Consider the following 25203-nt stretch of genomic DNA (forward strand, 5'->3'; position numbering starts at 1 on the left):
AGCATGAAAGACAAAAGGCCACCTTGCGGTGGCCTTTTGTCTTTGTGGTCTTGGCAATCCGGTGGTCGGGCAGGGTGCAATGCGCTGCGCTTATTGCACTCTACGCGTTGGTGCGCCGAGCTGCCTTACCCCTCGCTCCCTAAGTCGTATGCACCACCACCATCAGGAAAGGGCTGACCGAGTCCGCGCGCTGTAACTCGGCACGCGCGCAGAGTTCGGGTTCGCCATCAACGCTGACAGTACCCAGCGCCGCCTGGCGCACATCGCGTTCCAGGCGCAACCATACTGTGCCCTTGGCGCAATGCAGGGTGATGGCCACATCAATGCGTGTGCCCTCGTCCCAGGGCATGCCGCACCATACTTTTTCGGCGTGCGCGTCGATCTGCTCACCCATCAGGGGCTCCTGCACCCAGCCGCAGCCGGCTGAGGCGTCGAGCGCATTCAGGGTCAGCGCGAACGGACACTGGTTGACCAGCGAAATGAAGAATTGCGGGATGGTGTTGGCATCCCGTCGGTCTTGTTGCGCGGTATCACTGGCAATCTGGCTGTCCGTGCCGGTCATGGTCTCAGACCTTGAATTCGCCGAGCTTCTTGGGCACAGCCAGATTCTTGAGCCGCACGTAATCGGGCAGGCCGTTTCGGAACGGCGGGTAGTCTTCTCCGGCGATCAGCGGCGACAGATAGCGGCGGCAAGCCTCGGTGATATGGAATCCGTCAGCCGTGATGAAGTCACGCGGCATGAACTTCTCGACATTCGCGACTTCGCTCAGTGGAGCATCAATGATGTCCCACTGATAGGGAGCATCGCTAAGACGGCGGATGGCCGGCATCACCGAGTTCTTGCCGGCCATCGCGGCTTGCACCGCCGCGCGCCCCAGAGCGTAGGCCTGCTGGACGTCGGTAGCACTGGCGATATGGCGGGCAGCGCGCTGCAGGTAATCGGCCACGGCCCAGTGATACTTGTAGCCGAGCTTGTCCTTGATCAGCTGGGCAATCGTCGGCGCCACGCCGCCAAGTTGCGCGTGACCGAAAGCGTCCTTGAGCCCGGTTTCGGACAGGAACTTCCCATCCTTGTTCTTGATGCCTTCGGACACGCCGATCACGCAGTGGTCATACTTCTCCACCGTGGCTTTGACCTTGGCGAGGAAGGCTTCTTCATCGAACTCGACTTCCGGGAACAGCAGGATGTGCGGACCTTCGCCCTCGGCCTCGGCGGCCAGGCCACATGCCGCCGTGATCCAGCCGGCATGGCGACCCATCACTTCAAGGATGAACACCTTGGTCGAGGTCTTGGCCATGGAGGCCACATCAAAACCAGCCTCGCGGATGCTGGTGGCCACGTACTTGGCTACCGAGCCAAAGCCGGGGCAGCAGTCCGTGATCGGCAGGTCGTTATCGACCGTCTTGGGCACGTGAATCGCCTGGATCGGGTAGCCCATCTTTTCCGACAACTGCGCGACCTTGAAGCAGGTATCAGCCGAGTCGCCGCCGCCGTTGTAGAAGAAGTAGCCGATGTCGTGGGCCTTGAAGACCTCGATCAGCCGTTCGTATTGTTCGCGGTGTGTTTCGAGGCTCTTGAGCTTGTAGCGGCAGGACCCGAAGGCGCCAGACGGCGTGTGCTTGAGGCGTGCGATATCGTTGGCGCTCTCTAGCGAGGTATCGATCAGGTCTTCGGTCAGCGCGCCGATGATGCCGTTGCGGCCGGCGTAGACCTTGCCGATCTTTTCGGGGTACTGGCGGGCGGTTTCGATCACACCGCAGGCACTGGCGTTGATGACGGCGGTGACGCCGCCGGATTGGGCGTAAAAGGCGTTCTTGATGCTCATGGAATGCTCCGCAATGGAAAGGCCCGCGCCAGTGAGGGCGGGCCGGGAATCATTTGGGTTTGGCGGCGTCCTGCGCGTGCAGTTGCTTGAGCCGCGCCAGCCAGTCGGTCCAGTCATAGGGCTTGCCTGTGTCGAACCGGGTCTGCAGGTTCTTCAGCACGTTGGGCCAAGCTTTTTCAAAGTATGTGCGCGCCTTGGGCCATTCACCCTCACTGCCCCAGCCCACGTGGCTCAGCGTGAGCCGTGTGCCGTCTGCATCGGGCGCAAAGCGCAGGATCACCACGGTGCGCTGCGCCCGCGCCTGTGGCAGGTGCGGTGGCGCGTTCCAGGTGAATGACAGCAGCTTTTCGGGTTCGACGGCGAGCACGGTCATCGTGTCCGCGCCCTTCATGCCCGGCGCGCCATAGGGGTCCATATGAATGTGGAAGGCGCCGTCGGGGCGGGGATCCACTTCGGCCTCGGGGGCGAAGAAGCTGGTGATGCCGGCGCTACTGGTCCACGCTTTCCAGACTTCACTGACCGGTGCTTTGACGGTGACGGCCAGTTCGATGCCCGATTCAGCGGCGCTGGCGAACAGGGCGGCAAGACTCAACAGGGCAGACAGGACGAAGCGCATCGACAACTCCTAGTACAAAGCGGGGCGAATTGTAGTGTGTAACTACTCGCTACGGGAGCCCGCAAGGTCAGGTGACGTAGAACAGCACACTGATGTATTGGCAGAAACTCCCGCCCAATACAAACAGATGCCAGATGCCGTGATAGTGCGGCACGCGCTCGTCGTTGAGGAAGAAGTAGATGCCGGCGCTATAGATCAGGCCGCCGGCCGCCAGCCAGACCAGGCCTGCCGTGGGCAGGGCGGCGACCAGCGGTTTCATGGCAATCAGGATCAGCCAGCCCATGACCACGTAGAGGATCATCGACAGGATGCGCGTGCGGCGGCCCAGGGTAAGCTCCTGAACGATGCCGAATACGGCCAGCCCCCAGACCAGCCCGAACAACGTCCAGCCCCAGGGGCCACGCAGGGTGACAAGGGCAAACGGGGTGTAGGTCCCGGCAATCAACAGGTAGATCGCGCAGTGGTCGATCTTCTGCAGCACCGCTTTGGCGCGCGGGCTCTTGATGCTGTGATAAATGGTGGAGCCCAGATACAGCATGAACAACATGGTGCCGTAGATGCTGGCGCTGACGATCTTCCACGGATCGCCCGGCAAGCTGGCAAACACAATGAGTATCACCATGCCGACCAGCGCGAGTGCAGAGCCAACCAGATGGGTAATGCTGTTGAAGCGTTCGCCTGCGTACATCGGAAATCCTGTCGACAACCCTAGATAAATGCAGCGTCACAAAAACAAACAGGCGGGAAAGCCCGCCTGTTGTCTTGAACCGGATGCCGATCAGGCACCCAGTGCCGCGAACACTTGATCGCGGATGGCTTCGACTGCGCCAACGCCCGCAATCTTGATGTACTTGGGTGCGCGGGCATCGCCGCTGGCGGCCTGCTTGCCGTAGTAGCCGACCAGCACTTCGGTTTGTTCGTGGTACACGGCCAGACGCTTCTTGACGGTTTCTTCCTTGTCGTCGTCGCGCTGGACCAGATCTTCGCCGGTCAGGTCATCCTTGCCTTCGACCTTGGGCGGGTTGAACTTGACGTGGTAGCTGCGGCCCGAGGCAATGTGGAAACGGCGGCCGGCCATGCGCTCGACCACGGCTTCGTCAGGTACGTCGATCTCGACCACAAAGTCGATATCCACACCGGCTTCGCGCATGGCTTCGGCCTGCGGAATCGTGCGTGGGAAGCCGTCGAACAGAAAGCCCTTGGCGGCGTCGGGCTGGGCAATACGTTCCTTCACCAGGCCGATGATGATGTCGTCGCGGACCAGACCGCCGGCATCCATGATGGACTTGGCTTCGAGGCCCAGCGGGGTGCCGGCCTTGACGGCGGCGCGCAGCATGTCGCCGGTGGAGATTTGCGGAATGCCGAACTTCTCTTTGATGAAGTTGGCCTGGGTGCCTTTGCCGGCGCCGGGCGCGCCCAACAGGATCAATCGCATGGGTGAGGTTCCTGACTGAATGGGATGGATGGGATGGATGGGATGAATACGTAAAACGGCATGCTTGCCGTATCGAGTCAGCCATGAGGGCGCCAGCGATACGGGCGATAATCGTTACTGCGGCATTCACGCCCCGGCGGGCGCGAACACGGGTATCACTTGGTCTGCTGCAAAGCCTGCCAGCGCTGGCGGACCCGTTCGAGATCCTCGGGGGTGTCCACCCCGGCTTCGGGCGCATGGGCAATCTGGGTCACGCCTATCGCAAAGCCATGCCAGAGCACGCGCAGCTGTTCGAGAGCCTCGAACTGCTCCAGCGCACAGGGAGCCAGGGTGCGGTATTGACGCAGAAAACCGGCGCGGTAGCCGTAGATGCCGACATGCCGATGGACCGGTAGGTCGGCAGGCAACGCCTCGCGGCTCTGTTGGAACGCATCGCGGGCGTAGGGAATGCTAGCCCGGCTAAAGTAGAGCGCACGGCCTGCGTGGTCAAGCACCACCTTGACGACGTTCGGGTTGAACATGTCCGCAGCGCTAGTGATGGCGTGGCATGCGGTGCTCATGGGCAAGGTGTTGTCGCGCTGCAACATGGCGGCAACGGCGTCGATCAACGCCGGGTCGATCAGCGGTTCATCGCCTTGCACGTTGACCACGGCAACATCGTCGGTCAGCCCCAGCAGGTCCGCCGCTTCGGCCAGACGCTCGGTGCCGGACGTGTGCTCGGGCCGCGTCATCAGCACGCTATGGCCGTGGGCCTTTACCACATCGAAAATGCGTTGGTCATCGGTGGCCACATGTACGGCACGCGCGCCGCTTTGCAGCGCACGCTCTACCACGCGCACGACCATGGGCTTGCCGCCTATATCCGCCAACGGCTTTTCGGGCAGGCGGCTTGATGCCAGCCGTGCCGGGACGATGGCCACAAAGCTCACGCGCCGACTTCCTCTTCAGGTGCCAGCTCGCGGGCTTCGCCTTCCAGCATGACCGGGATACCGTCACGCACCGGGAAGGCCAGGCGATCACCTCGGCAGATCAGCTCCTGGCGTGCCTTGGCGTAATGCAAGGGGCCCTTGCAAATCGGGCAGACGAGGATTTCCAGCAGTTTGGCGTCCATGCGAATAACAACCTTGCGCCCAAGGCGCGCTGTGCGACCCCGCACCGGGGCACGGGATCAGGGAAGGTGGCGAAGTTGCGTGAGGCGGTCGAGCAGCCAGCTCGCCAGATCCGGCGTGTAGCGTGCCGTGACCGGCAAAACCCAGATATTACCATTGGCCGAGAGCTCGCCTGTCGCCAACAGGGTTTGCAGTTTCACGGCGTCCTTCTCGGTGACCAGCAAGGGCGCATCGACCAAGCCTCGCACGTCGGCCGCCGCATAGGCGTGGTGATCGGCAAAGGCGTGGCCGATTACGTTCAGGTCTGCTGCCCGCAGCGTGGCAAAAAAGCGCTCGGGGTTGGCGATGCCGGCCAACGCGTGCACGGTTTGTCCTGCCAGTGCTGCCAGCGGTTTTTGTTGCCGTGCATCATCCAGTCGCCAGAGCGCTTCGGCTTGCAAACGCATGGCAAAGGTATGGGTGTGCGCAGGCACGGGTACGGCCGCCGCGCCGTTGATGATGACGGCGTCGCAGCATTGCAGGCGGCTGGGAGGCTCGCGCAGCGGGCCGGCAGGCAGCGGCCAGCCATTCATCAAGCCGCGCGCGCCGTCGATCAGCGCCAGCTCGATATCGCGGTGCAGGCGGTAGTGCTGCATGCCGTCGTCGCATAGCAAGACTTGGGTATCGGGATGCGCCGCCAGCAAGGCGCGTGCGGTGGCAACGCGATCGCGGCCTACGAATACCGGGCAACCGGTGGTGCGGGCCAGTAGCACAGGCTCATCGCCAAAGCGTGCAGGATCGCCATCCGCCGGCACGGCAGCATGGCCGTCCACTTGCCCGCCATGGCCGCGGCTGATGATGCCCGGCTGCCAGCCAGCGGCGCGCAGCTGCCGGGCAAGATACTGTGCAGTCGGGGTTTTGCCGGCGCCGCCCGCAGTGATGTTGCCGATCACGACGACGGGCACAGGCACGCGCGTGCTGGTGAGCCAGCCGCGGCGGTAGGCGAAGCGGCGCAAGGCAGCGAGCACAGAAAACAACGCCGCCAGCGGCAGGAGCAAGGCGGCGGGAAAGCGGGATTGCCAGAAGGCGGGGGTACGCATGGTTAAATTTCGAAGGCTCAGGCGCGGGTCTCACCGCACGCCATCCCCTCCTATCACTGCGGTGTCTGGGTCGCGAAGGTCAACCGCGCAAAACCCGCCATGCGGGCGGCTTCCATCACGTTGACTACAGACTGGTGGTTGGCATTGCCATCCGCATTGATGACGATAACGGGTTCCTTGCCATTGGCGGCCTTGCGTAGATCGGCGCCAAGCTGCTCCACGCCACTGAACGAGACGCGCGAACCGTTGATGGCGTACTGCCCCGAATTGCTCACCGATACCTCAATCTCCTGCGCTTTGGCTTCCTGCTTCTCGGCAGCCGCCGTGGGCAGCGCAATCTTCAGTTCGGTGAACTTGGAATACGTGGTCGTGGCCATCAGGAAAATCAGGATGACCAGCATCACGTCGATCAGCGGGATGAAGTTGATTTCGGGCTCTTCACGCACCCTGCCGCGGCGGAAGTTCATGCCGGATTAACCTCGTTCACCGTGGACAACTTCAACCAGCTTGATCGCCTGCTGTTCCATTTCGACGACAAAGCTGTCCACGCTGCTGCGGAAGTGGCGGTAGAACACCAGCGCCGGAATCGCGACAATAATGCCGAACGCCGTGTTGTAGAGCGCCACCGAGATGCCATGTGCGAGCATGGTCGGGTTGGTGCCCCCGGTCGGCGCTTGCGAGCCAAAGATCTCGATCATGCCGATCACGGTACCCAACAGGCCCATCAGCGGGGCGGCAGTGGCAATGGTGCCCAGCGTGGTCAGGAATCGTTCGAGATCATGGGCGACGGCGCGGCCGCTCTCCTCGATGGACTCGCGCATGATGTCGCGGCTGCTCTTCACGTTCTTGAGGCCGGCAGCGAGCACGCGACCCAAGGGCGAGCTGGCTTGCAGGCGGGAGAGCATGTCGGCGTTGACGCCGGACTGGCGGTATTCCTGTACCGTCAGAGCGAGCAGACCGTCTGGCAGGACTTGCGAGCGGCGCAGGCTGATCAGCCGTTCAAGGATGATCGCCACGGCGATGATCGATGCCAGGATGATCAGGTAGATCGGCCAACCGGCTGCCTGGATAATGGCGAGCATAGAGAGAACACCCTGCGTGAAAGACCGCGCTACTTTAGCGGCGCACCCGGAAGGCAGCAAGCGGGCTGAGCGGCTGTTCGCGATCTTTGCGCGGTCTGACCAATGAATGTCGTGCCGAATGCCGGGTCAGACTGCCTGCAAAGCCCGGTGCCAGTTGGGCCGCGCGGCTTTTTCACACAGTCTGTGGATAATTTTGTGGGTAAACCTGTGGGCATGGCGTTTTTCGCCCGTCATTCCTGCGCTTTTCTGGTTTGCTCAAAAAAAGAGCTAAGTTAAATTGGTCTTTTAAATCAGTAATTTAAGGTTTTGCTGTAAGACGGGGTATGCATACCGGTCTGGTTGGTCGACGATCGGCTTGAAATGTGGATGAAATGCCGCTGGAGAATGAATGAACCCCTTGTTGTCAAGCCCCGGCCTGGTATGGTCGGTCGCCGAGTTGAACCGAAGCGTCAAAACCTTGATCGAGCGGGAAATTCCGCTTGTCTGGGTGGCGGGCGAGATATCCAATCTCACCATCGCCGCCAGCGGGCACTGTTATTTTTCGCTCAAGGATGCACAGGCTCAGGTGCGCTGCGTGATGTTCCGCAACCGCGCCATGCTGCTGCCGTTCAAACCGCGCGAAGGTATGAAAGTGGAGGCGCGCGCGCAGGTCACCCTTTACGAGGCACGAGGGGATTTCCAGCTCAATCTGGAAGCCATGCGTCCCGCGGGTCTGGGTGCGCTGTACGAGGCTTTCGAGTTGCTCAAGCAACGGCTGGCGGCAGAGGGTCTGTTCGATGCCGCCCGCAAACGACCCTTGCCATTGCAGCCCCGCGCCATCGGCATCGTTACCTCCCCGCAGGCTGCCGCTCTGCGTGATGTGATTGCCACCTTGCGCCGTCGTGCGCCGCATCTGCCTGTGGTGCTGTACCCCACGCCTGTGCAGGGCGAGGGCGCGGCGCAGCAGATTGCCCGTCGGATTGCCGAGGCGAATGCGCGCAAGGAGGTGGATGTGCTGCTGGTCTGTCGCGGTGGCGGCAGCATTGAAGACCTCTGGTCGTTCAATGAGGAAGTCGTGGCGCGGGCGATAGCCGGCAGCCAATTACCCGTTGTAAGTGGCGTGGGTCATGAAACCGACTTCACGATTGCCGATTTTGTGGCCGATCTGCGTGCGCCTACGCCAACGGCAGCGGCTGAGTTGGTCTCACCCGACCGCAGTGCCCAGCTCGCGCGCCTTGCCGAACTGGCGCGGCGTAGCGGCTGGTTGTTGCGGCAGGCGCTGGAGCGGCGCATGCAGAAGCTGGATCTGCTGGCGAGCCGCCTGTTGCATCCGGGTGAACGGATTGCGCGGCAGCGAGAGCGGCTGGCGGGTGTCGCCGTCCGCCGGGACCAAGCCTATGCGCGAGGACTTGAACGCGCACGCTGGCGACTTGAAGGGATGCAGCTTCGCATCTCGCGCCAGCGGCCGGACCCGGCGGCGCTGGGGGCGCTGCTGGTAGCGCGCAGGGCAAGGTTGCAGGAGCTGCACGGTCGGCAGCAGCAGTTGCGCCAGCGCAGCCTTGCGGCGCTGGTCGATCGGCTGGAAGGGCTGAATCCTGAAGCGGTACTGGCACGCGGTTACAGCATGGTCACCAGCCGCGATGGCAAGGTGATCAGTGATGCGGCCACGCTGAAAGCGGGTCAGGTTGTCTCGATGCGCTTTGCCAAGGGCGAAGCCCGGGCCGTCATCGATTCGGCCGGTGCCGAACAGGGCAAGCTGTTCTGAGCGGGGTGGACGGCCTTTGTGCAAGTTGCCGCAGATTGCAGCCTGCGCGCTGCCTCAGACCTCGCCATCCATCCAGCGATCCAGCCAGGCGGCGGTGACCAATGCCGCATCGAGTGTCATTTCGCCCAGTCGGGCGGCGGCCTCATCGGCATCAAGGAGTTCAAAGCCGTCGACCTCGCCATCGGTATTGATAGGCACAAAGTCGGGCGGCAGGGCGAGGTCAAAGCAGTAGAGCATTTCGTCGTGTATGCCATCCGGCTCGCGGCGCTGGCTGCGCAGCACGCCGGCGGGACGAGCCAGCAAGGCCAGGCGGGTGGGGATCCCGGCCTCTTCGGCCAGTTCGCGCAACAGGCAGTCGCGTACGGTTTCCCCGGCGGCAATACCGCCCGCGGTCATATTGTCCAGCCTGCCGGGGTCCACGGCTTTGTGCAGGGCGCGACGGGCAATCCAGATGCCGCCGTCTTCGATGTAACCATTCACGTGGACGGCGCGGCTGCAAAGACCCAGCGGGCGGAAGGCAGCGCGCTCGAGTGAGAACCGCACCCGTCCCCAGTCATCCACCCAGTCATAGGCTTCATCGCGCCATCCCTGAATCCAGCCCTCACCCCGCAGAACCTCGGCCAGACACTGCAAGGCGTGGGATCGCCCCAGCGGGCCACCGAGCGCGCGGCTCAGGGTCAGGCCGTCGTCACTTTCTTCAAACAGGCCGCTCTCGCGCAGGCGTGAGGCCATGGCAGGGCTCACCCAACCGGCCAGCGTGCCTTCTACCAGCCAACCCGTAAGCCCGGCCGGGTCGAAGCGGGGGTACTGGCTACGCCAGGTCTGAAGCGAGTCCTGCAGGGCAGTGACGGTCATCGGCGACTCCGCAGCGGGGGCGAGGGTTTGCTTGGGCTGATACCAATATATTTGCTGATCAGCCGCTCGGTGTCACCGGTCTCGTTGAGCTGGCGTATGGCGGCGCTCAGTCTTGCCAGGGTGTCGGCGGGCAAAGTGGGGTTGGCATAGACGCTGACATCGGTGCTCAGGAACACGAAGGGCTCGGCAAAGCGATGCATATCAATGCCGCTGGAGTGGGCGGCGGCATTCAGCGAACCCGCTTCACCGCACAGTCCATCCAGGCGCCCTGCCTGGAGCATGCGCAGGCCCTGGCTGATATCGGTGAGTTCATAAACCCGCATGCCCTGCCGGCTCAGCACCGGACAGGAGTGGTTGAGCCGCCCGATCAGATAGGGGCGAAATTCGGCCAGCGCGCGGGGGGTTAGCCCGAGTTCCGGGCGATACACCACGACGCCCTCAAACCGCCAGACCCTGCCAAGGTTGATCATGCCCGCCTTGGTATCCAGCGAGACACTGGTAATCGCCAGATCAAGCTGCTTGCGCTCCAGCATGGCGTACAGCCTTGCGGTAGGTAGCAAGGTGTTGCGGGTCGGCACGCCGGCAACTTCGCCGATGCGGTTACCCAGCAAGAAGAACGCGCCATCCGGGCGACCCTTGGTCGTGAGATAGCCATAGGGGGCCACATCCAGCGTGCCGAGCCGCAGGGGCTTGTCGGCAGCCTGGGTGACGCCGAGCAGCGCGACGCAAAAGATCAGCAGTGTGCGCAGCATGAGGCGGCTGGTTCTCCTTTTTCTGCTTTATAAACCAGAAGTCACTGCCGCTGCGATGCTGGACCGATAACGGGTGTGGCATGTCTGCCATCCGTCATGGTGGATGGGTCGGGTGGGATCAGGCCTTGAGCAGCTCTTCGCGACCGGACAGCCAGCGATCCAGATGCGCTTCCACCACCGCCGGGTGATGATCGAGCAGCGTGCCGGCCACATCGCGCGCCTGCTCCAGCAGCACGGTATCGCGCTCCAGATCGGCAAAGCGCAGCATGGGCACGCCCGACTGACGCGCACCCAGAAATTCGCCGGGACCACGGATGCGCAGGTCTTCGCGGGCGATCAGGAAGCCATCAGTGGTTTCGAAAATCACTTTGAGCCGCTGCTTGGCCACTTCGCCCAGCGGCGCGCTGTATAGCAGGATGCAGCTCGACTCGAGCGCACCCCGGCCCACGCGGCCACGCAGCTGGTGAAGCTGCGCCAGGCCCATGCGCTCGGCATGTTCGATCACCATCAGCGTCGCGTTCGGCACATCCACGCCGACCTCGATGACGGTGGTGGCCACCAGTACCTGTACCTCGTTGCGCGCAAACGCCGCCATCACTTCGGCCTTTTCGGCCGGCTTGAGGCGGCCATGGACGAGGCCGACGCGGTATTCAGGCAGGGATTCGGACAGCGCGACGTGCGTGTCGATGGCGGTTTGCAGCTCCAGTGCTTCGCTCTCTTCGATCAGCGGGCAGACCCAGTAGACCTGCCGGCCCTCGCTGCATACCTTGCGTACCTGTTCGACCATTTCCTCGCGGCGCGCATCGTTGACCAGCCGGGTCTTGATCGGCGTGCGGCCCGGTGGGAGCTCGTCGATCACGCTGACGTCGAGGTCGGCATAGAAGCTCATCGCCAGCGTGCGCGGAATCGGCGTGGCCGACATCATCAGCTGGTGCGGCGAGCCGCCCTTGCCGCGCAGCGCCAAGCGCTGGTGCACGCCAAAGCGGTGCTGTTCGTCCACGATAGCGAGACCCAGCCGCGCAAAGCTGACGGATTCCTGGAATAGGGCATGGGTGCCTACTGCCAACCAGGCCTCGCCCGATTCGACGCGCGCAATGGCCGCGGCCTTGGCGGCGGGCTTGAGGGAGCCTGCGAGCCAGACGACCTCGATACCTAGCGGTGCCAGCCACTGGCTGAGTTTTTTGTAGTGCTGTTCGGCGAGGATTTCGGTCGGTGCCATCAGCGCAGCCTGGTGGCCGGCTTCAATTGCATCCAGTGCCGCCAGTGCGGCAACAATGGTCTTTCCTGCGCCCACATCGCCTTGCAGTAAGCGCTGCATCGGATGTGTGCTGGCCAGATCGTGGCGGATTTCCGCGAGCACCTTGGTCTGCGCGCCGGTCAGACCGAACGGCAGGGATGCCAGCAGCTGCTGCGCCAGCAGGCCGGTGGCACGCAGGCTCGGCGCGGTCTGTTCGCGGCGGCGTCGGTAGGCAAGGCGCATCGACAGCTGCTGCGCCAGCAGCTCATCGAACTTGAGGCGCAGCCAAGCGGCGTGGGTGCGTTCGGACAGTGCGCGCTGCGCCGTATCGGGCGTGGGCTGGTGCAGCAGGCGCACGGCGGCGTCAAACGGCATCAGGCCCAGATCGTGGCGGAGCACCTCGGGCAGTGTGTCGTCGAGCACGCAGTGGTTGAGTGCCTGGTTTACCAGCTTGCGCAGCGGCGGCTGGGCGAGGCCGTTGACGGTGGGGTAGATGGGGGTCAGCGCCTCGGCCAGCGGGGTTTCACTGCCCACGCTGCGCACCTTGGGGTGCACCATCTCTTCGCCAAAAAAGCCGCGGCGGATTTCGCCCAGCAAACGCACGCGCTTGCCCTCGGCGAGCTGCTGTTGCTGGTTGGGGTAGAAATGCAGCAGGCGCACGAACAGCTCGCTGCTGCCATCGCTGATGCGGGCAACGAGCTGACGGCGCGGTCGGAAGGTGATGTCGGCGTGCTCGACGGTACCTTCCACCATCACCGGCACGCCCATGGGCGCATCGGCAATCGTGTACAGATGAGTTTCGTCCTCGTAACGCAGCGGCAGGTGCAGCACCAGATCAAACGGCTGGCGGATGCCCAGCTTGGCCAGACGGCTGGCGACGGCCTTGGGCAGCTTGGCGAAATCCAGACTCATGCTGCCGTGATGCTGGTGACGCGGGCCACGCCTGCCTGCGTGCGCCAGCGGATGTTCAGATCGTAAAGCTGCATGCCGTAGTCACGATCCGGGTCGTCGGCATAGCCGGGACGCGGGTCTTGCGCAAGCACTTCGGCGATCAGCTGGCGCAGCTTGGGCAGGCGCTGTGCTTGTTCAAGCAGGGTGACTTCTGCAGCCGGGTCGAACACGACGGTAAGCGGCTGGCTGCCATCGTCGGCATAGCCGTTGCCCGCGTCGGCAATCGCGTCGGCGTAACCGAGGTAGGGCTTGAGATCGAGCACAGGCGTGCCGTCGAGCAGGTCGATACCGGCAAGATGGATGCGTACGCCGCCATCGGTATCAATACCGGCGAGGCGTGCGACCGACAGGCCGATGGGGTTGGGGCGGAAGGTCGAGCGTGTGGCAAACACGCCGACCCGGCGGTTGCCGCCCAGCTTGGGGGGGCGCACTGTGGGTCGCCAACCTTGCGCGGCGGTTTCGTGAAAGACGAACAGCACCCACACATGGCTGAAGGCATCGAGCCCGCGCACGGTATCGGGGTGGTCATAGGGCGGCAGCAGATGCAGCGTGGCCTCGGAACTGGGCGCGAGACCGGGCTGGCGCGGAATCGCAAACTTCTCGCGGTAACAGCTTTCGATCCGGCCGATGGCCTGCATGTGCCAGTTCATGGCTGTTCGCTCAATAGCTGATTGAGTGGGTCGCGGCGCGTGGCATCCATCTGCGCCAGCCTCAGTGCCGAGCGCGCCAGCGTGCGGTAGACGGCACCTACCTGAGCGTCTAGCGCGTTGGTGGCAGTGAGCTGCCGCGCGACCGTGTCGATGTCGCCGCGCGCTACCGGGCCGGTCAGCGCGGCGGCCGGGGGGAGCCGGTCCAGATTGGCCAGTGTGCCGTCGATCAAGGGGCGCAGGGCCGGCCAGGCTTGTTCGCGCGCGACGCCGGCAGCGGCCATGCAGTGCAGGGCGTGGTCCATCAGCGCGACCAGATCGTTGCAGGCCAGCACGGCGGCGGCGTGGTAGAGCGTCTTGTGCGCCGGATCGATGCGGAAACAGTGCGCACCCAGCGCGGCGTGCAGCGGTTCAAGCACAGCCAATGCTTCATCATCGCCTTCGCAGCCGCAATGGGTGCCAGCCAACGTATTGGCAGCGGTGGCAAACGAGCGTAGTGGATGCACGCTGGCAATCAGCAGGCCGCGTGCGCGCAAAGGGTTGAGTTCGCTACTGGCGAGCGCGCCGCTGGCATGCCAGACAATGCGCCCGGCTTGCAGCTGCGGATTGCGCGCCAGAGCGGTGGCGGTTTGCGCCAGTGCGGCGTCGGGCGTGGCGATCAGCGTGAGGTCGGCGGTGGGCAGGTTGGCCAAGGTGCAGGCCATGCCTGTCCCCAGTTTGTCGACAGCGGCGTGAGCGCCGGACTCATCTCGGCTGGCCACAGCCTGCAGGCTCACCAAGCCGGCAGCATGCAGCATGCCGGCAAGGCTGAACCCCAGCTTGCCGGGGCCGATCAGGTTCAGGGTAGGGAGTTGCATGGCAGCGTGCTGCGTCGGGAGGCTATCGATGTAACCGGATTATGCACATCTCGGCGAAAGAACGCTTGTTCACCAATCTGGATAACTGCGTCGCAGCGGCGAGCCGTTTGCCGTCTGGCGGTCAAAAAGTGCCCTGCGAAGAAAGCCTTAGCGCAATATCAGCGCATCGTCATATAATTCCATCGTCATTCCGCACCCGGTTTCTGGAGTTGCTTATGAGGTCCTCAGTCTGCCTGTCTCTCTGCTTGGCGCTGCTATTGCCCACGTCGGCACTGGCTGCCAAGGTGTATCAATGGAAAGACGCCAATGGCAACGTGGTGTTCTCGGATCAGCCGCCACCGGGTCAGCAAACCAAGCCGCGTGATGTGAAAACCAATGTGATCCAGACCAGCGGTGGCACCTTCTCGACCCGCGAGGCCATCCGCAAGAATCCAGTGATCCTGTGGAGCAATAACTGCGGGCAAAACTGCGACGAAGCCCGCTCCCTGCTGGCCAAGCGCGGCGTACCTTACAGCCTGCGCAACCCGCAATCGAGTGATGCCGAGGCCGATCAGCTGAAGAAGATTGCTGGCGATCTGATCGTGCCGGTCCTGCAAGTGGGGGACAAGGTGCTCAAGGGCTTCCAGGATGCCAACTGGGATTCGGCGCTGGACGCTGCCGGGTATGGCAAGCAGGCCGACCCCACCCTCAAGGATGCGCAGCCGGCAGCACCGAAGGCGGGCTCGCAAGGTGCCGCCGCCTCGTCGACGACCAAGCCCTGATCAGCGGCTTTATGGAACGCATAAAACGGCGGATGATTCCGCCGTTTTGCTTTTATTGGGGATTGCCATGCAGATTGCCACCTGGAATGTGAACTCGCTCAAGGTCCGCTTGCCACAGGTGCTCGAATGGCTGGCTTCGCGCCCCGAGCTGACCGTGCTGGCCTTGCAGGAAACCAAGCTCGAAGACCATGCCTTTCCCAAGGCGGAGATCGAGGCTGCCGGTTTTCACGTCGCCTTCATCGGCCAGAAAACCTACAACGGCGTGGCACTGATCTCGCGCTTGCCGCTGGCGGAAGTGCAATTCAATCTGCCCAATTACCCGGACGAACAGAAGCGCGTCATCACTGCCACCGTGGGTGGAGTGCGGGTGATCGGTGCCTATGTGGTCAACGGTCAGGCACTCGATTCGGAAAAGTATCCGTACAAGCTGGCCTGGATAGATGCGTTGATTGCCTATGTGCGTGAGCAACTGGCGCAGTACCCGCAGCTGGCACTGGTTGGCGATTTCAATATCGCGCCGGAAGACCGCGACGTGCACGACCCGGCCAAGTGGGCCAACGATGTACTGGTCAGCCCGCCTGAGCGTGAGCGTTTCCAGACCTTGATCGGCCTGGGGCTGGTGGACAGCTTCCGCCTGTTTGAACAAGCCGAGAAAAGCTTCAGCTGGTGGGATTACCGGATGATGGGCTTCCGCCGCAATGCGGGTCTGCGTATCGACCATGTGTTGCTGTCGCAAGCGCTGGCCGCGCGCTGCACGGCCTGCGAGATCGACAAGGCACCACGCCGGGTCGAGCGGCCCAGCGACCATGCGCCGGTGATCGCGACGCTGGCCGACTGAGCCTTGGCCCCTTACTGCACCGAGTAACCACGCCCTTCCAGGCAAGCCCGCTCGGCCCGCAGCAAATCATCCCAGGCTTTTTCCAGCGCCTGCCCACGCAGACCGGACGGGATTTCCTCGGGGTCGAAATCGGTCTGGCGTACTGCCCAGCGCCGACATTCATAACGATCCAGGGCCTGCTGCTTGTCGTCCTGGCCTTTGAGCGGGTAGGCAAACAGCTCGCGGTCGCCGTCACGCTCGTCATCCTCGTCTTCACGATATGCAGAGACCACGGGCGGCGGTACCACCACATAGGTATCGGTATCCCGCTGCAAATAGGCATCGTTGATCACGTAATACACGGCGCCACCGAGCCAGAGTGTGCGATGGCCCGGGGGCAGCACGCGCACGCGCTTACCGATGTACCAACCATGATTGGGCCAGTAACCGTGCGGATGCTGGACGACCACGGGCGGACGGTGATCCGGGCGATTGCCATGGATGTGCCCCTTGCCCGGGTGCTCAGGCTTGACCACCGGTGGCCGCTCGAACGGCGGACGGCCTTGTGGCGGCGGTGTTTGAGGGGGCTGCGGTCGAGCCGGTGGTTGCGCCACAGGGGGCTGGGCCGGTGCGTTCGGTTCGATACGCAAAGGCTTGGCCCGATCATAGTGATGCGGGCCGTCGGCGGCCTGGGCCGGTATGGTGAGGGCGAGCACGACGGCAAGGCAAAGCGGTGAGCGCATGGGGTTTCCAGTCAGCAGCGAATGAGGGCGTGTTCGATGCAGATCATTGAACACGCCCATGCCTGTCTGATTGCTTAACGCAGCGCGCGTAGGGGTGGTGTACGCAGTACCCTGTGCAGCAATGGCGCTGCCGCCAGCCGGGCGGCGAGTGCCCCGGCCACCATGCCCACGGGTAAGAGCCACCAGCTGACCCCCGCATTGAGCGAGAACAGCAGCACGGCAGCGCCCGCACCAATCACCAGCGCCGCGCCGGCCGCCAGCAAGCCGGCCAGCCCGCCCACCAGCAAAAGCTCCGCGCTGACCGCCTGACCCACCACCTTGCGCGATGCGCCCAGCGTACGCAGGATTGCGGCTTCGCGTTTACGCTCGTCGTGCGTGGACAGCGTTGCGGCATACAGCACCGCAATGCCGGCGGCCAGACTGAACGCGAACACCACTTCCACGGCCGCCAATACCCGGTCGAGCACGCTCTTCACCTCGCGCAGGATCACCGACACATCGATCACCGTGAGGTTGGTGAATTCGCGCGAGAGTTTGTTCGCGAATGCATTCTGGCTGGCGGGCAGATAGAAGCTGCTTACGTAGCTGGCAGGCTGATCCTTGAGCAGCGCCTGGCTACCCACCACAAAGAAGTTCACCCGGAACGAATCCCAATCGACCTTGCGCAGGCTGCGCACCGGCGCGGTGAACTCGCTGCCGGCTATGTCGAAACTCAGCGTATCGCCCACCTTGATGCCCAGCGATTTGGCGAGCCCTTCCTCCACCGTCCAGCCGGGTTCATCCTCCTTGAGCGGCGTACCGGCGACGATGCGGTTGTCCTCACGCAGGGTGATGCCCGAGGAGAGATTGAACTCGCGCTCGGCCAGACGCTTGGCACGCTCGTCCTGATAGCCCTCCACCTGCACCGGCTTGCCGGCAATGGCCTTGAGGCGGGCGCGGATCATCGGTGCGAACTCGGGGGCTTTGAGGCCGGCTCCGACAAAGCGCGCGGCAATGGGCGCGCGCTGTTCGGGCTGCACGTTGATCATGAAGCGGTTCGGCGCATCGGCAGGTAGCGAGCGCTCCCATGAAGCGAGCAGGTCGCCGCGAACCACGGTGAGCAACATCAGTGCCATCAGGCCCAGCGACAAGGCGACGATCTGCGCCACGCTCAAACCACGCCGACGCGCCACATTGGCGAGGCCAAAGCGCCAGCCGGCACTGGCCGGCAGCGGCAGGCGCGGGGTGATCCATACCAGCAGCCAGGCCGCCAGCGTGGCCACGGCCACGGTGCCGGCGAGTCCGCCCAGCGTCAGCCCCGCAAGTTTGCTGTCGCCGGCTTGCCAGGCAATCAGGCCGCCCAGCGTGACCGCACCCAGACCGAACGCCAGCCAGGCATTGCCCGGCGGTGTGGCATCGCGGCGCAGTACCCGCAGCGGCGAGACGCCACGCAGGCGCAGCAGCGGCGGCAGGCAGAAGCCGAACAGCAGGGTGATGCCGACGGCAGCCCCCGCCAGTGCCGGCAGTGGCCCGGCCGGTGGCAGGGCGGTTTCGAACATGCCGGCGAGCACGTGGGCCAGTGCGAACTGGGTCAGCCAGCCTGCGGCCAAGCCCACTGCCACCGAGATCAGCGCGAGGAGTACGTACTGGCGCAGGAACAGTCCCACGATATCGCGCTGGGTCAGCCCCAGCGTGCGCAACAGCGCCACGCCATCGAGGTGGCGATCCACATAGCGGCGGGCCGCCAGCGCAATCGCAGCGGCAGCCATGAATACGCTGATCAGGGCCGACAGGCGCAGGAAGCGCTCAGCACGGTTCAGCGAGGTGTTGATCTCAGGCCGTGCCTCGCGCACGTCTTCGAGCCGCTGGCCGCGTTGCAGGCGTGGCTTGAGCCAATCGCGCATCGCGGTCACTTCATCCGCCTCGCCGGCAATCAGCATGCGGTAGCGGATGCGGCTGCCGGGCTGGATCAGGCCGGTCTCGGCGAGATCGGCGTCGCTGAGCAGGGCACGCGGGATGAAGTTGTACAGGTCCATCGCGCCATCGGGTTCACGCGCCAGCACATCGGCCAGTAAGAACACCTTGTTGCCGAGCTGGACCTTGTCGCCCGGCTTGAGCGCCAGCGCGTCGAACAGACGCTGGTCGGCCCACAGGCTGCCGCGCGGCGGGCCACCGGCGACTTTCACTTCCTTGCCATCGCGCAGCAGGCGCACATCGCCACGCAAGGGGTAGGTGCTGGATACCGCCTTGAGCGTGGAGAGCTGCGCGCCGTCTGGCGTCTGCGCCATGCTCGGGAAGGTGGCGGTGGCACCGCGTTGCAGGCCACGCCGGTCGGCCTCGGCAATGAATTCGGCCGGGATGGGCAAGTCGGCATTGAGTACCAGATCGGCGGCCAGCAACTGGTCGGCCTCGCGCTGCAAAGCCTGACCCACTCGGTCGGTAAAGAAACCCACGCTGCTCATGGCGGCGATGGCCACGACCAGCGCTACGGCCATCACGGTCAGTTCACCGGCGGTCAGATCGCGCTTGAGCCAGCGCCAGGCGAGTCCCCAGCCTTTCATGGTTTGGCACCCCACGGGGCAGGCGGCAGGGCCACGGCTTGGGTGAGATCGAAGTCCACCCGGAAGCGACGCTCACCGCGCTGCAGGCGATAGCTGAACCGTTCACCCGGTACGACCTCCACACGCCACACATTGGTCGCGGCGGCCGGAATCAGCTTGGCGGTGTGTGCATCGGCCGGGAAGGCTTGCAGCGTATCGGTGCCCGCGTCGCTGGTGTCGCCACCGTACTGGGTGACGGCATCCTCGCTGCCATCGGCATGACGATGATCGTGCTTGAGGCGCAGACCGGTATCGGTGCGGCTGATCACCCAGGTGCGCGAATGGTCGTCACCGACATGAAAGGGCACGCGAACCACCGTATCGCCGCATTCACGCACATGCATCACCAGTTTCTTGTCGGCAAAGGTTTTGTCGCTGGTATTGCCTTCGACCAGCTTGCCCTCGAAGGCCTTGCCGCACAGGCTGGCCAGGTTTTTCAGGAAGCGGTCGGCGGGCTGCTCAGCCGAGAGGGCCGGGGTGGCGAGCGCGGCGCTCAGGATCGCAATACGCAGTGTGGAACGCATGAAGGTGCCTCGTTGTTCTGGTTGTTCGGTTGGGCGCGACTAGATGCCGGCGCGTTCGATGACCTTGCCGGCCGCAAGACGCAGCCGCGCACCGCAGCGAGCGGCCAGGCGCTCGTCGTGGGTAACCAGTACCAGCGTGGTGCCAGCCTCGGCATTCAGTTCGAACAGCAGATCGATGATGCGCTCGCCGGTCTGCGTATCCAGATTGCCCGTGGGCTCATCGGCAAACAGCAGTTTGGGCCGGGTGACAAAAGCCCGCGCGAGCGCCACACGCTGCTGCTCGCCGCCCGAGAGCTCCTTGGGGCGATGCTGGATGCGGTGGCCCAGACCGACTCGCTCCAGCAATGCCGCCGCCTCGTTGCGCGCATTGCGCTCTCCGCGCAGTTCCAGCGGCAGTGCCACGTTATCAAGGGCCGTCAGTGCCGGCAGCAGCTGGAACGACTGGAATACAAAGCCCACATGCTGGCCGCGCAGCAGCGCCCGACCGTCTTCATCGAGTGTGCTCAGCGATTGGCCGGCCAGCGTCACCGTACCCATGCTCGGCGTATCCAGCCCCGCCAGCAGGCCCAGCAAGGTGGACTTGCCCGACCCGGACGCGCCGACGATGGCGAGGCTGGCCCCGGCTGGCAACTGGAAACCAACGCCATCGAGGATGGTCAGCAACTCTGAATCAAAGCCGACTTGCCTGGTGAGCCCTTCGGCCACCAGAATCGGCGCGGGCCCGGTCGATGCGGGCGAACTGACTTCGGAGTGGACTGTGGTGAAATCGGGCGTATCGCGCATGGTGTTCGGGCTTCTGTTGTTGTTCGGTTTGTCGGCAAGCGTCTGGGCTGCGCCCAAGACGCTGCTGGTGCTGGGCGACAGCCTCTCGGCCGGTTACGGCATCCGCATCGAGCAGGCTTGGCCCAGCCTGATGCAGCAAAAACTCGGCAAGGACTGGCAGGTCGTCAATGCCAGCGTATCAGGTGAAACCACGGCGGGTGGATTGACGCGCCTGCCGGCCGCGCTCAAGCAGCACAAGCCGGCCGTGGTGCTGGTCGAACTCGGTGCCAACGATGGCCTGCGCGGCTTGCCGGTGGAGGCCGCCAAGCTGAACCTGAGCACCATCATCGAACAATCACGCAAGGCCGGCGCGCGCGTGGGGCTGATCGCCATCCGCCTGCCGCCCAACTTTGGCGGTGCTTACACGACAAAGTTCGATGCCATGTTCCGCGAGCTGGCCAAACAGCACAAGTTACCCGCCCCGCCGTTCCTGCTCGATGGGATCGCCGAGCATCCGGAAATGTTCCTGCCGGATCAATTGCACCCCACGGCGGCGGCCCAGCCCAAGGTGCTGGCGAATGTGTGGCCCTTGGTGCAGACGCTGACGAAGCGTTGAGCCAGCTTCAAGCAAAAGGCCCGCAATCAGCGGGCCTTTTGCTTGGGGGCACGGGTAATCAGTTCTGGCCGTCGTGCTTCTGGCGCTTGATGGCACGGCTTTCCTTGTTGAGTGCGTGGTGCAGGCGGGCGCGCTCGGCGCGGGTCACGGTGCCGTCGGCCTTCATGTGGGCTTCACGCGCCTCGATACGGTCGTCGCGGCGTTCCAGGCGATTGGCTTCGCGTTCGGTCAGTTCACCCGAGGCAATGCCTTGTTCGATGCGGTGTTCCTGTTTGGCTTGGCGCTTGTCCACGCGCGGCGTGTTATCGCCGGCGAAGGCGGGCAGGGTGAAGGCCAGTGTGGCGAGGGCGGCGAAAGCAGTGGTGCGGTTCACGGTGTGCTCCTGGGTAGGCAAGTTGCCGGCGCGGCCGGTGTGACGCCGTTATAGCGAGGCCTGTCTGCCCGATGCACGCGTTTGCAACGCTTTTTTACACGGCTTACAGCAATGTGCAGGCCGCATGAACTGCGCAACGTCTGCTCGATATAATCCACACCATGACCCTGCCTTCGTCAGCGCTCTCGCGCATGCCGCCTACCACCAGTGCTGCCTATGTGCTGACGCTGCTCGATGTGGCCGAGCGGCAGGGGGCAGCGCGGCAGGCCATGTTAAAGGCATCGGGGATAGCCGATGCGGAGTTGGTCGATCCGCTCGCCCGGATCGAACTGACGGCGCTGGTGCGATTGTTTGAAGCGGCAGCCGAGCAGACCGGCAATGCACGCATCGGCCTCGACTTCGGGCTGGCCGTGCGGCCATCGAGCTACAGCGGTCTGGGCTATGTGGCCATGACCTGCGCCACCTTGCGCGACGCGATTGCGCTGATCCCGCGTTTTGGCCGACTGGTGTTCGATACCGACGCCACCTGCTCCGAACTGGTAGAGACACCCGGTCGGGCGATGCTGGTGGAGCGTGTGCTCAATCAGGCACATCCCTCCTGCATCGGGCTGTCGGAAGCGGTGCTGGCCGGTTGGGTCAGCTTTGGCCGCTGGCTTACAGGCCGCGACGAGGCGCCGCTGGAGATACACATCCGCGAAGCGGCACCGGCCGATACCGCCGCGTACCAGCAGCTGTTCCGCTGCCCGGTGCGCTTTGGCATGAGCGATAACGCACTGGTGTTCCCGCCCAGTTTTCTCGACCTGCCCGTGCGCGATGCCGACCCGCTGCTGCACCGTGCCATGCTGCAAGCCGCCGAAGCGCAGCTCGACCGCGCGTTTGCCGGCCTCTCGCTCAAGCATCGTGTGCGTTTGTTGCTTGATGAGCTGCTGCCATTGGGCGAGGCGCGGCTGGAGCAGGTCACCGCACGGCTGGGGATGTCGGAACGCACCTTGCAGCGGCGGCTGGCGGAAGAGGGCTGCAGCTTCACCGGCCTGCTGGATGGTTTGCGCCGGGAGCTGGCGCAACGCTATTTGCAGGAACCGACGCTAGGGCTGGCGGATGTGGCGCAGCGGCTGGGTTTTGCGGAGCAGAGTTCGTTCAGCCACGCGTTCCGCGATTGGCAAGGATGCTCGCCTTTGGAGTACCGCCAAGCGTTGCGTCAGGCAAACTGACGCGTCCCGACAAACGGCTGGCGGCGCACAACAAGCCACGGACGAACGGTTGCGACTAGCATGACGGGATAACGTCAAACTGGTTCGTCATGCTCAATCCCATCGTTTACGCCGTTCCGGTCTTCCTGTTGCTGATCCTGATCGAGCTTGCCGTCGGCTACCGCCGTGGCTTGCTGGCCTATCGTGGCGCGGACTTTGTTTCCAGCATGAGTCTGGGCATCTTCAGCCAGCTCACCGGGGTGTTCACCAAGGTGGTCGGCGTGACCATGTACGCGCTGGCTTACGACAATCTGGCCCTGTTTGCACTGCCGCAGAACGCCATCTGGGTCTGGATTGGCGCCCTGGTGCTGTATGACTTTCTCTATTACTGGCTGCACCGCATGGGCCACGAGGTCAACATCCTCTGGGCCGCTCACGTGGTGCATCACTCCAGCGAGGAATACAACCTGAGCACGGCGCTGCGCCAGACCAGCACGGGCTTTTTGCTGGGCTGGATCTTCTATCTGCCCATGGCTGTGCTGGGCGTGCCGCCGCTGGTATTCGTGGTGGTGGGGCTGATCGATCTGCTGTACCAGTTCTGGGTGCATACGCGCCAGATCGGCAAACTGGGCTGGTTTGACCGTGTGTTCGTGTCGCCATCGAATCATCGTGTGCATCACGGCCAGAACGATTACTGCCTCGATCGCAACTATGGCGGCATCCTGATCATCTGGGACCGCCTGTTCGGCACTTTTGTGGAAGAGCGCGACGACGAAGAGATCGTCTACGGCATCCGCGGCCAGCTCGGCACCTGGAGCCCGCTGCGCGCCAATCTGCATGTGTATGGTGATCTGCTGCGCGATAGCCGGCTGGCCGATAACTGGCTCGACCGCATCAAGGTCTGGTTCATGGATCCGGGCTGGCGCCCGGCCTCGGCCATCGCCAAAGCCCCCAAAGCCGATTACGACATCCACCGATTCCAGCGCTACGCACCCGCCTTGCCCAAGGGCATGGCGTTGTACGCGCTGAGCCAGTTTGTGCTGGTGCTGGTGCTGGCCATTCATTTCCTGATCGTGCAGCCACTGGTGAGCCTGAGTGCGGCGGCCCTGTATGCCGGCCTCTTGATGGGTTCGCTTTGGACACTGGCGGCGCTGCTTGAAAATCGGCGCAGCGGCATCGTGGCGGAATGGCTACGTCTGGCGTTGTTTGCCGGCATCGTGCTGATCTGGGGCGCGTGGTTTGGCGTCGCCCAACTGGGCATGCCCATCATGGTGACCACACTGGCGCTAGCGCTGGGTAGCGCGATCTGGCTACTGCGTATAGTGCGACAGCCTGAACTGACAACGGCCGCCGCAGCCTGATGGCTGGCGTTTACAGCGCCGTCTCCGACGGTGTGCTGGCGTTGGTTGCCCTGCTGGTGGCGTATCGTTGTCTGCGCAATGCCTTGCAGGCGCCTGCGGCGGGCTTCGCACTTATCGGCACGGCAGCTTTGGTGGGTAGCATGCGTTATGGCGGCTTCACGGCGGTGCTGCCCTTGCACCAGTTGCTGTCGTCTTGGGCGGGCTGGAGCGGTTTGCTGCTTGTGGCGCTGTATGGCGCGCATCGGCGTGCGGTCGGCATTTTGCTGGTCGTTGGCTTGGGTTTGGCGGTATTGGGATTGGGCGGGCAGATCCAGCTGGCGACCAATGTGCTGGCCTTGGCGATACTGATCGCTCGTGCTTATCGCTTGCGCGCGCAACAGTTCTCGTCGGCACTCGCGGGTTCGTTCGGTTTTACCGTGGCTGGCCTGGTGGTGGGCACCCAAGGTAGCTGGGGCGGCATGGCGCGGCTCGATCTCTACCACCTGATGATCGCGCTGGCGGTGATCTCGCTGTACAGATCGCTGCCGAAGAAGACGGCGGTTTAGCGCGTTAGAATGGCGGCCTGAACCGGATTGTTGGCCGCCATGACTCCCTCGCATTACCTGAATCTGGCGCAGCTTGAGGCTGCGCTGTCTGTTACCGCCATCGGCGATCACGCTGCCGCCTTGCAGGCGCGTGCCACTAGTGCGAGCTGTGTAGTTACCGAAGCGGATCTGTACGCCTACCGCGTGCCCGAGCTGGGCGAGAACGGTGCCTGTTCCTTGCCCGACCAGTTGGCCGCCGCGCCGTATGATTTGGCCGCCACGCTCGGCGGTATCGCACCAGACACCACGCAAAAGCTGCAAGCCTTGCATGCATTGGTCGCGCAGATTGTTGCCGATACGGGCTGCGGCTGGCTGGGCATCTATCAAACGCGCGATGTGGCCGGCGGCAAGGCGCTGGTCAAGCTCGCTTACGCCGGCAAACCCAGCCGCGCCGAATTCCCGCTCACGGCCGAGTTTGCCGAACACTCGAACAATAGCGCCGTCGGCCTCTCGGGCCGTGGCCGCATCATCAGTGACGTGGGCAGCTACGTGGCCGAGGGCGGTGCCTATTACACCTGCGACGCCGAGGTGCAGAGCGAGGCCTGCCTGCCATTGTTCGCGGATGATGGCCGCATCGTGGGCATCATCGATGCCGAAGATAACCGGCAGGGATTCTTTACGGACGATGTGTTGGCGCGGCTGGTGGCGCTATGCCTGGTTGCCCCTGGGCACCTGCCCGATTGATTGGGTGATTCGGCAATGA

28 protein-coding genes are annotated in these 25203 nt (G+C 63.9%); 8 read left to right on the top strand and 20 right to left on the bottom strand.

From position 1 onward, the window contains the following. Positions 1 to 139: 139 nt before the first annotated feature. The 10 genes from O9X62_RS10055 to O9X62_RS10100 form a co-directional block, all read right to left on the bottom strand. Positions 140 to 562, bottom strand: coding sequence for a hypothetical protein (locus tag O9X62_RS10055; RefSeq protein WP_269532714.1), 423 nt, complete (start codon positions 560 to 562; stop codon positions 140 to 142). Positions 563 to 566: 4 nt separating this feature from the next. Further along, positions 567 to 1826 carry a 6-phosphofructokinase gene (locus O9X62_RS10060; protein WP_269532715.1) on the bottom strand — a complete coding sequence of 420 codons (1260 nt, stop codon included), beginning with the start codon at positions 1824 to 1826 and terminating at the stop codon, positions 567 to 569. A 49-nt stretch (positions 1827 to 1875) separates the two neighbouring features. Next, complete coding sequence (locus O9X62_RS10065; RefSeq protein WP_269532716.1) at positions 1876 to 2442, bottom strand: SRPBCC domain-containing protein; 567 nt, start codon at positions 2440 to 2442, stop codon at positions 1876 to 1878. Positions 2443 to 2509: 67 nt separating this feature from the next. After that, on the bottom strand, positions 2510 to 3130 hold the full coding sequence (locus O9X62_RS10070) for a hemolysin III family protein (protein ID WP_269532717.1): 621 nt from the start codon (positions 3128 to 3130) through the stop codon (positions 2510 to 2512). Between the two features lie 90 nt (positions 3131 to 3220). Continuing rightward, positions 3221 to 3877: an adenylate kinase gene (adk, locus tag O9X62_RS10075; RefSeq protein WP_269532718.1), complete on the bottom strand. Its 657-nt coding sequence runs from the start codon at positions 3875 to 3877 to the stop codon at positions 3221 to 3223. A gap of 155 nt (positions 3878 to 4032) precedes the next feature. Further along, on the bottom strand, positions 4033 to 4806 hold the full coding sequence (gene kdsB / locus O9X62_RS10080; RefSeq protein WP_269532719.1) for a 3-deoxy-manno-octulosonate cytidylyltransferase: 774 nt from the start codon (positions 4804 to 4806) through the stop codon (positions 4033 to 4035). Then, positions 4803 to 4988 carry a Trm112 family protein gene (locus tag O9X62_RS10085; protein ID WP_269532720.1) on the bottom strand — a complete coding sequence of 62 codons (186 nt, stop codon included), beginning with the start codon at positions 4986 to 4988 and terminating at the stop codon, positions 4803 to 4805. The genes kdsB and O9X62_RS10085 overlap by 4 nt, the downstream gene beginning before the upstream one ends. A gap of 57 nt (positions 4989 to 5045) precedes the next feature. Further along, entirely contained in the window at positions 5046 to 6065 is a 1020-nt protein-coding gene (lpxK, locus tag O9X62_RS10090) for a tetraacyldisaccharide 4'-kinase (RefSeq protein WP_269532721.1), read from the bottom strand. A 53-nt stretch (positions 6066 to 6118) separates the two neighbouring features. Then, positions 6119 to 6532 carry a biopolymer transporter ExbD gene (locus O9X62_RS10095; protein ID WP_269532722.1) on the bottom strand — a complete coding sequence of 138 codons (414 nt, stop codon included), beginning with the start codon at positions 6530 to 6532 and terminating at the stop codon, positions 6119 to 6121. A gap of 6 nt (positions 6533 to 6538) precedes the next feature. Beyond that, positions 6539 to 7147, bottom strand: coding sequence for a MotA/TolQ/ExbB proton channel family protein (locus O9X62_RS10100; RefSeq protein WP_269532723.1), 609 nt, complete (start codon positions 7145 to 7147; stop codon positions 6539 to 6541). Positions 7148 to 7535: 388 nt separating this feature from the next. Here O9X62_RS10100 and xseA point away from each other — a divergent pair, with 388 nt between their 5' ends. Continuing rightward, the gene (gene xseA, locus O9X62_RS10105) at positions 7536 to 8891 is read left to right on the top strand and encodes an exodeoxyribonuclease VII large subunit (protein WP_269532724.1); all 1356 of its coding nucleotides are present in this window, start codon (positions 7536 to 7538) and stop codon (positions 8889 to 8891) included. A gap of 54 nt (positions 8892 to 8945) precedes the next feature. Here xseA and O9X62_RS10110 read toward each other — a convergent pair whose 3' ends face one another. The 5 genes from O9X62_RS10110 to O9X62_RS10130 form a co-directional block, all read right to left on the bottom strand. Beyond that, a complete protein-coding gene (locus tag O9X62_RS10110; protein WP_269532725.1) occupies positions 8946 to 9746 on the bottom strand; it encodes an NUDIX hydrolase family protein in 801 nt (266 codons plus the stop codon). After that, on the bottom strand, positions 9743 to 10498 hold the full coding sequence (locus tag O9X62_RS10115; protein WP_269532726.1) for an ABC transporter substrate-binding protein: 756 nt from the start codon (positions 10496 to 10498) through the stop codon (positions 9743 to 9745). The genes O9X62_RS10110 and O9X62_RS10115 overlap by 4 nt, the downstream gene beginning before the upstream one ends. A gap of 118 nt (positions 10499 to 10616) precedes the next feature. Beyond that, positions 10617 to 12647 carry an ATP-dependent DNA helicase RecG gene (gene recG, locus O9X62_RS10120; RefSeq protein WP_269532727.1) on the bottom strand — a complete coding sequence of 677 codons (2031 nt, stop codon included), beginning with the start codon at positions 12645 to 12647 and terminating at the stop codon, positions 10617 to 10619. After that, positions 12644 to 13336, bottom strand: coding sequence for a tRNA (N6-threonylcarbamoyladenosine(37)-N6)-methyltransferase TrmO (gene tsaA, locus O9X62_RS10125; RefSeq protein ID WP_269532728.1), 693 nt, complete (start codon positions 13334 to 13336; stop codon positions 12644 to 12646). The genes recG and tsaA overlap by 4 nt, the downstream gene beginning before the upstream one ends. After that, entirely contained in the window at positions 13333 to 14190 is an 858-nt protein-coding gene (locus tag O9X62_RS10130; protein ID WP_269532729.1) for a Rossmann-like and DUF2520 domain-containing protein, read from the bottom strand. The genes tsaA and O9X62_RS10130 overlap by 4 nt, the downstream gene beginning before the upstream one ends. 215 nt (positions 14191 to 14405) lie before the next feature. On the opposite strand from O9X62_RS10130, the gene O9X62_RS10135 reads away from it, so the two are divergent. Together O9X62_RS10135 and xth are read left to right on the top strand one after the other, a co-directional pair. After that, entirely contained in the window at positions 14406 to 14951 is a 546-nt protein-coding gene (locus O9X62_RS10135) for a glutaredoxin family protein (protein WP_269532730.1), read from the top strand. Between the two features lie 67 nt (positions 14952 to 15018). After that, entirely contained in the window at positions 15019 to 15789 is a 771-nt protein-coding gene (gene xth / locus O9X62_RS10140; RefSeq protein ID WP_269532731.1) for an exodeoxyribonuclease III, read from the top strand. A gap of 11 nt (positions 15790 to 15800) precedes the next feature. Here the strand turns inward: xth and O9X62_RS10145 are convergent, their stop codons facing one another. The 4 genes from O9X62_RS10145 to O9X62_RS10160 all read right to left on the bottom strand — a co-directional run bounded on the left by O9X62_RS10145 (position 15801) and on the right by O9X62_RS10160 (position 20397). Further along, a complete protein-coding gene (locus O9X62_RS10145) occupies positions 15801 to 16511 on the bottom strand; it encodes a hypothetical protein (RefSeq protein ID WP_269532732.1) in 711 nt (236 codons plus the stop codon). A 74-nt stretch (positions 16512 to 16585) separates the two neighbouring features. Next, entirely contained in the window at positions 16586 to 19051 is a 2466-nt protein-coding gene (locus tag O9X62_RS10150; RefSeq protein ID WP_269532733.1) for an ABC transporter permease, read from the bottom strand. After that, the gene (locus O9X62_RS10155; RefSeq protein WP_269532734.1) at positions 19048 to 19614 is read right to left on the bottom strand and encodes a hypothetical protein; all 567 of its coding nucleotides are present in this window, start codon (positions 19612 to 19614) and stop codon (positions 19048 to 19050) included. The genes O9X62_RS10150 and O9X62_RS10155 overlap by 4 nt, the downstream gene beginning before the upstream one ends. 39 nt (positions 19615 to 19653) lie before the next feature. Next, the gene (locus tag O9X62_RS10160; protein WP_269532735.1) at positions 19654 to 20397 is read right to left on the bottom strand and encodes an ABC transporter ATP-binding protein; all 744 of its coding nucleotides are present in this window, start codon (positions 20395 to 20397) and stop codon (positions 19654 to 19656) included. Between O9X62_RS10160 and O9X62_RS10165 the strand changes: the two genes are divergently transcribed. Next, positions 20396 to 20992: an arylesterase gene (locus O9X62_RS10165; protein WP_269532736.1), complete on the top strand. Its 597-nt coding sequence runs from the start codon at positions 20396 to 20398 to the stop codon at positions 20990 to 20992. The genes O9X62_RS10160 and O9X62_RS10165 overlap by 2 nt on opposite strands. Before the next feature lie 58 nt (positions 20993 to 21050). Here the strand turns inward: O9X62_RS10165 and O9X62_RS10170 are convergent, their stop codons facing one another. Next, the gene (locus O9X62_RS10170) at positions 21051 to 21365 is read right to left on the bottom strand and encodes a hypothetical protein (RefSeq protein ID WP_269532737.1); all 315 of its coding nucleotides are present in this window, start codon (positions 21363 to 21365) and stop codon (positions 21051 to 21053) included. 161 nt (positions 21366 to 21526) lie between these two features. Between O9X62_RS10170 and O9X62_RS10175 the strand changes: the two genes are divergently transcribed. From O9X62_RS10175 to O9X62_RS10190, 4 genes are all read left to right on the top strand, one after another. Further along, a complete protein-coding gene (locus O9X62_RS10175; protein ID WP_269532738.1) occupies positions 21527 to 22576 on the top strand; it encodes an AraC family transcriptional regulator in 1050 nt (349 codons plus the stop codon). 89 nt (positions 22577 to 22665) lie between these two features. Continuing rightward, entirely contained in the window at positions 22666 to 23916 is a 1251-nt protein-coding gene (locus O9X62_RS10180; RefSeq protein ID WP_269532739.1) for a sterol desaturase family protein, read from the top strand. After that, positions 23916 to 24461, top strand: a complete 546-nt coding sequence (locus O9X62_RS10185; protein ID WP_269532740.1) for a hypothetical protein — start codon at positions 23916 to 23918, stop codon at positions 24459 to 24461. Before O9X62_RS10180 ends, O9X62_RS10185 begins: the two co-directional genes overlap by 1 nt. A 39-nt stretch (positions 24462 to 24500) precedes the next feature. Next, positions 24501 to 25184, top strand: coding sequence for a GAF domain-containing protein (locus O9X62_RS10190; protein ID WP_269532741.1), 684 nt, complete (start codon positions 24501 to 24503; stop codon positions 25182 to 25184). The last annotated feature ends 19 nt before the right edge of the window (positions 25185 to 25203 follow it).

The organism is Chitinimonas sp. BJYL2, assembly GCF_027257935.1.
Lineage (GTDB): Bacteria > Pseudomonadota > Gammaproteobacteria > Burkholderiales > Chitinimonadaceae > Chitinimonas.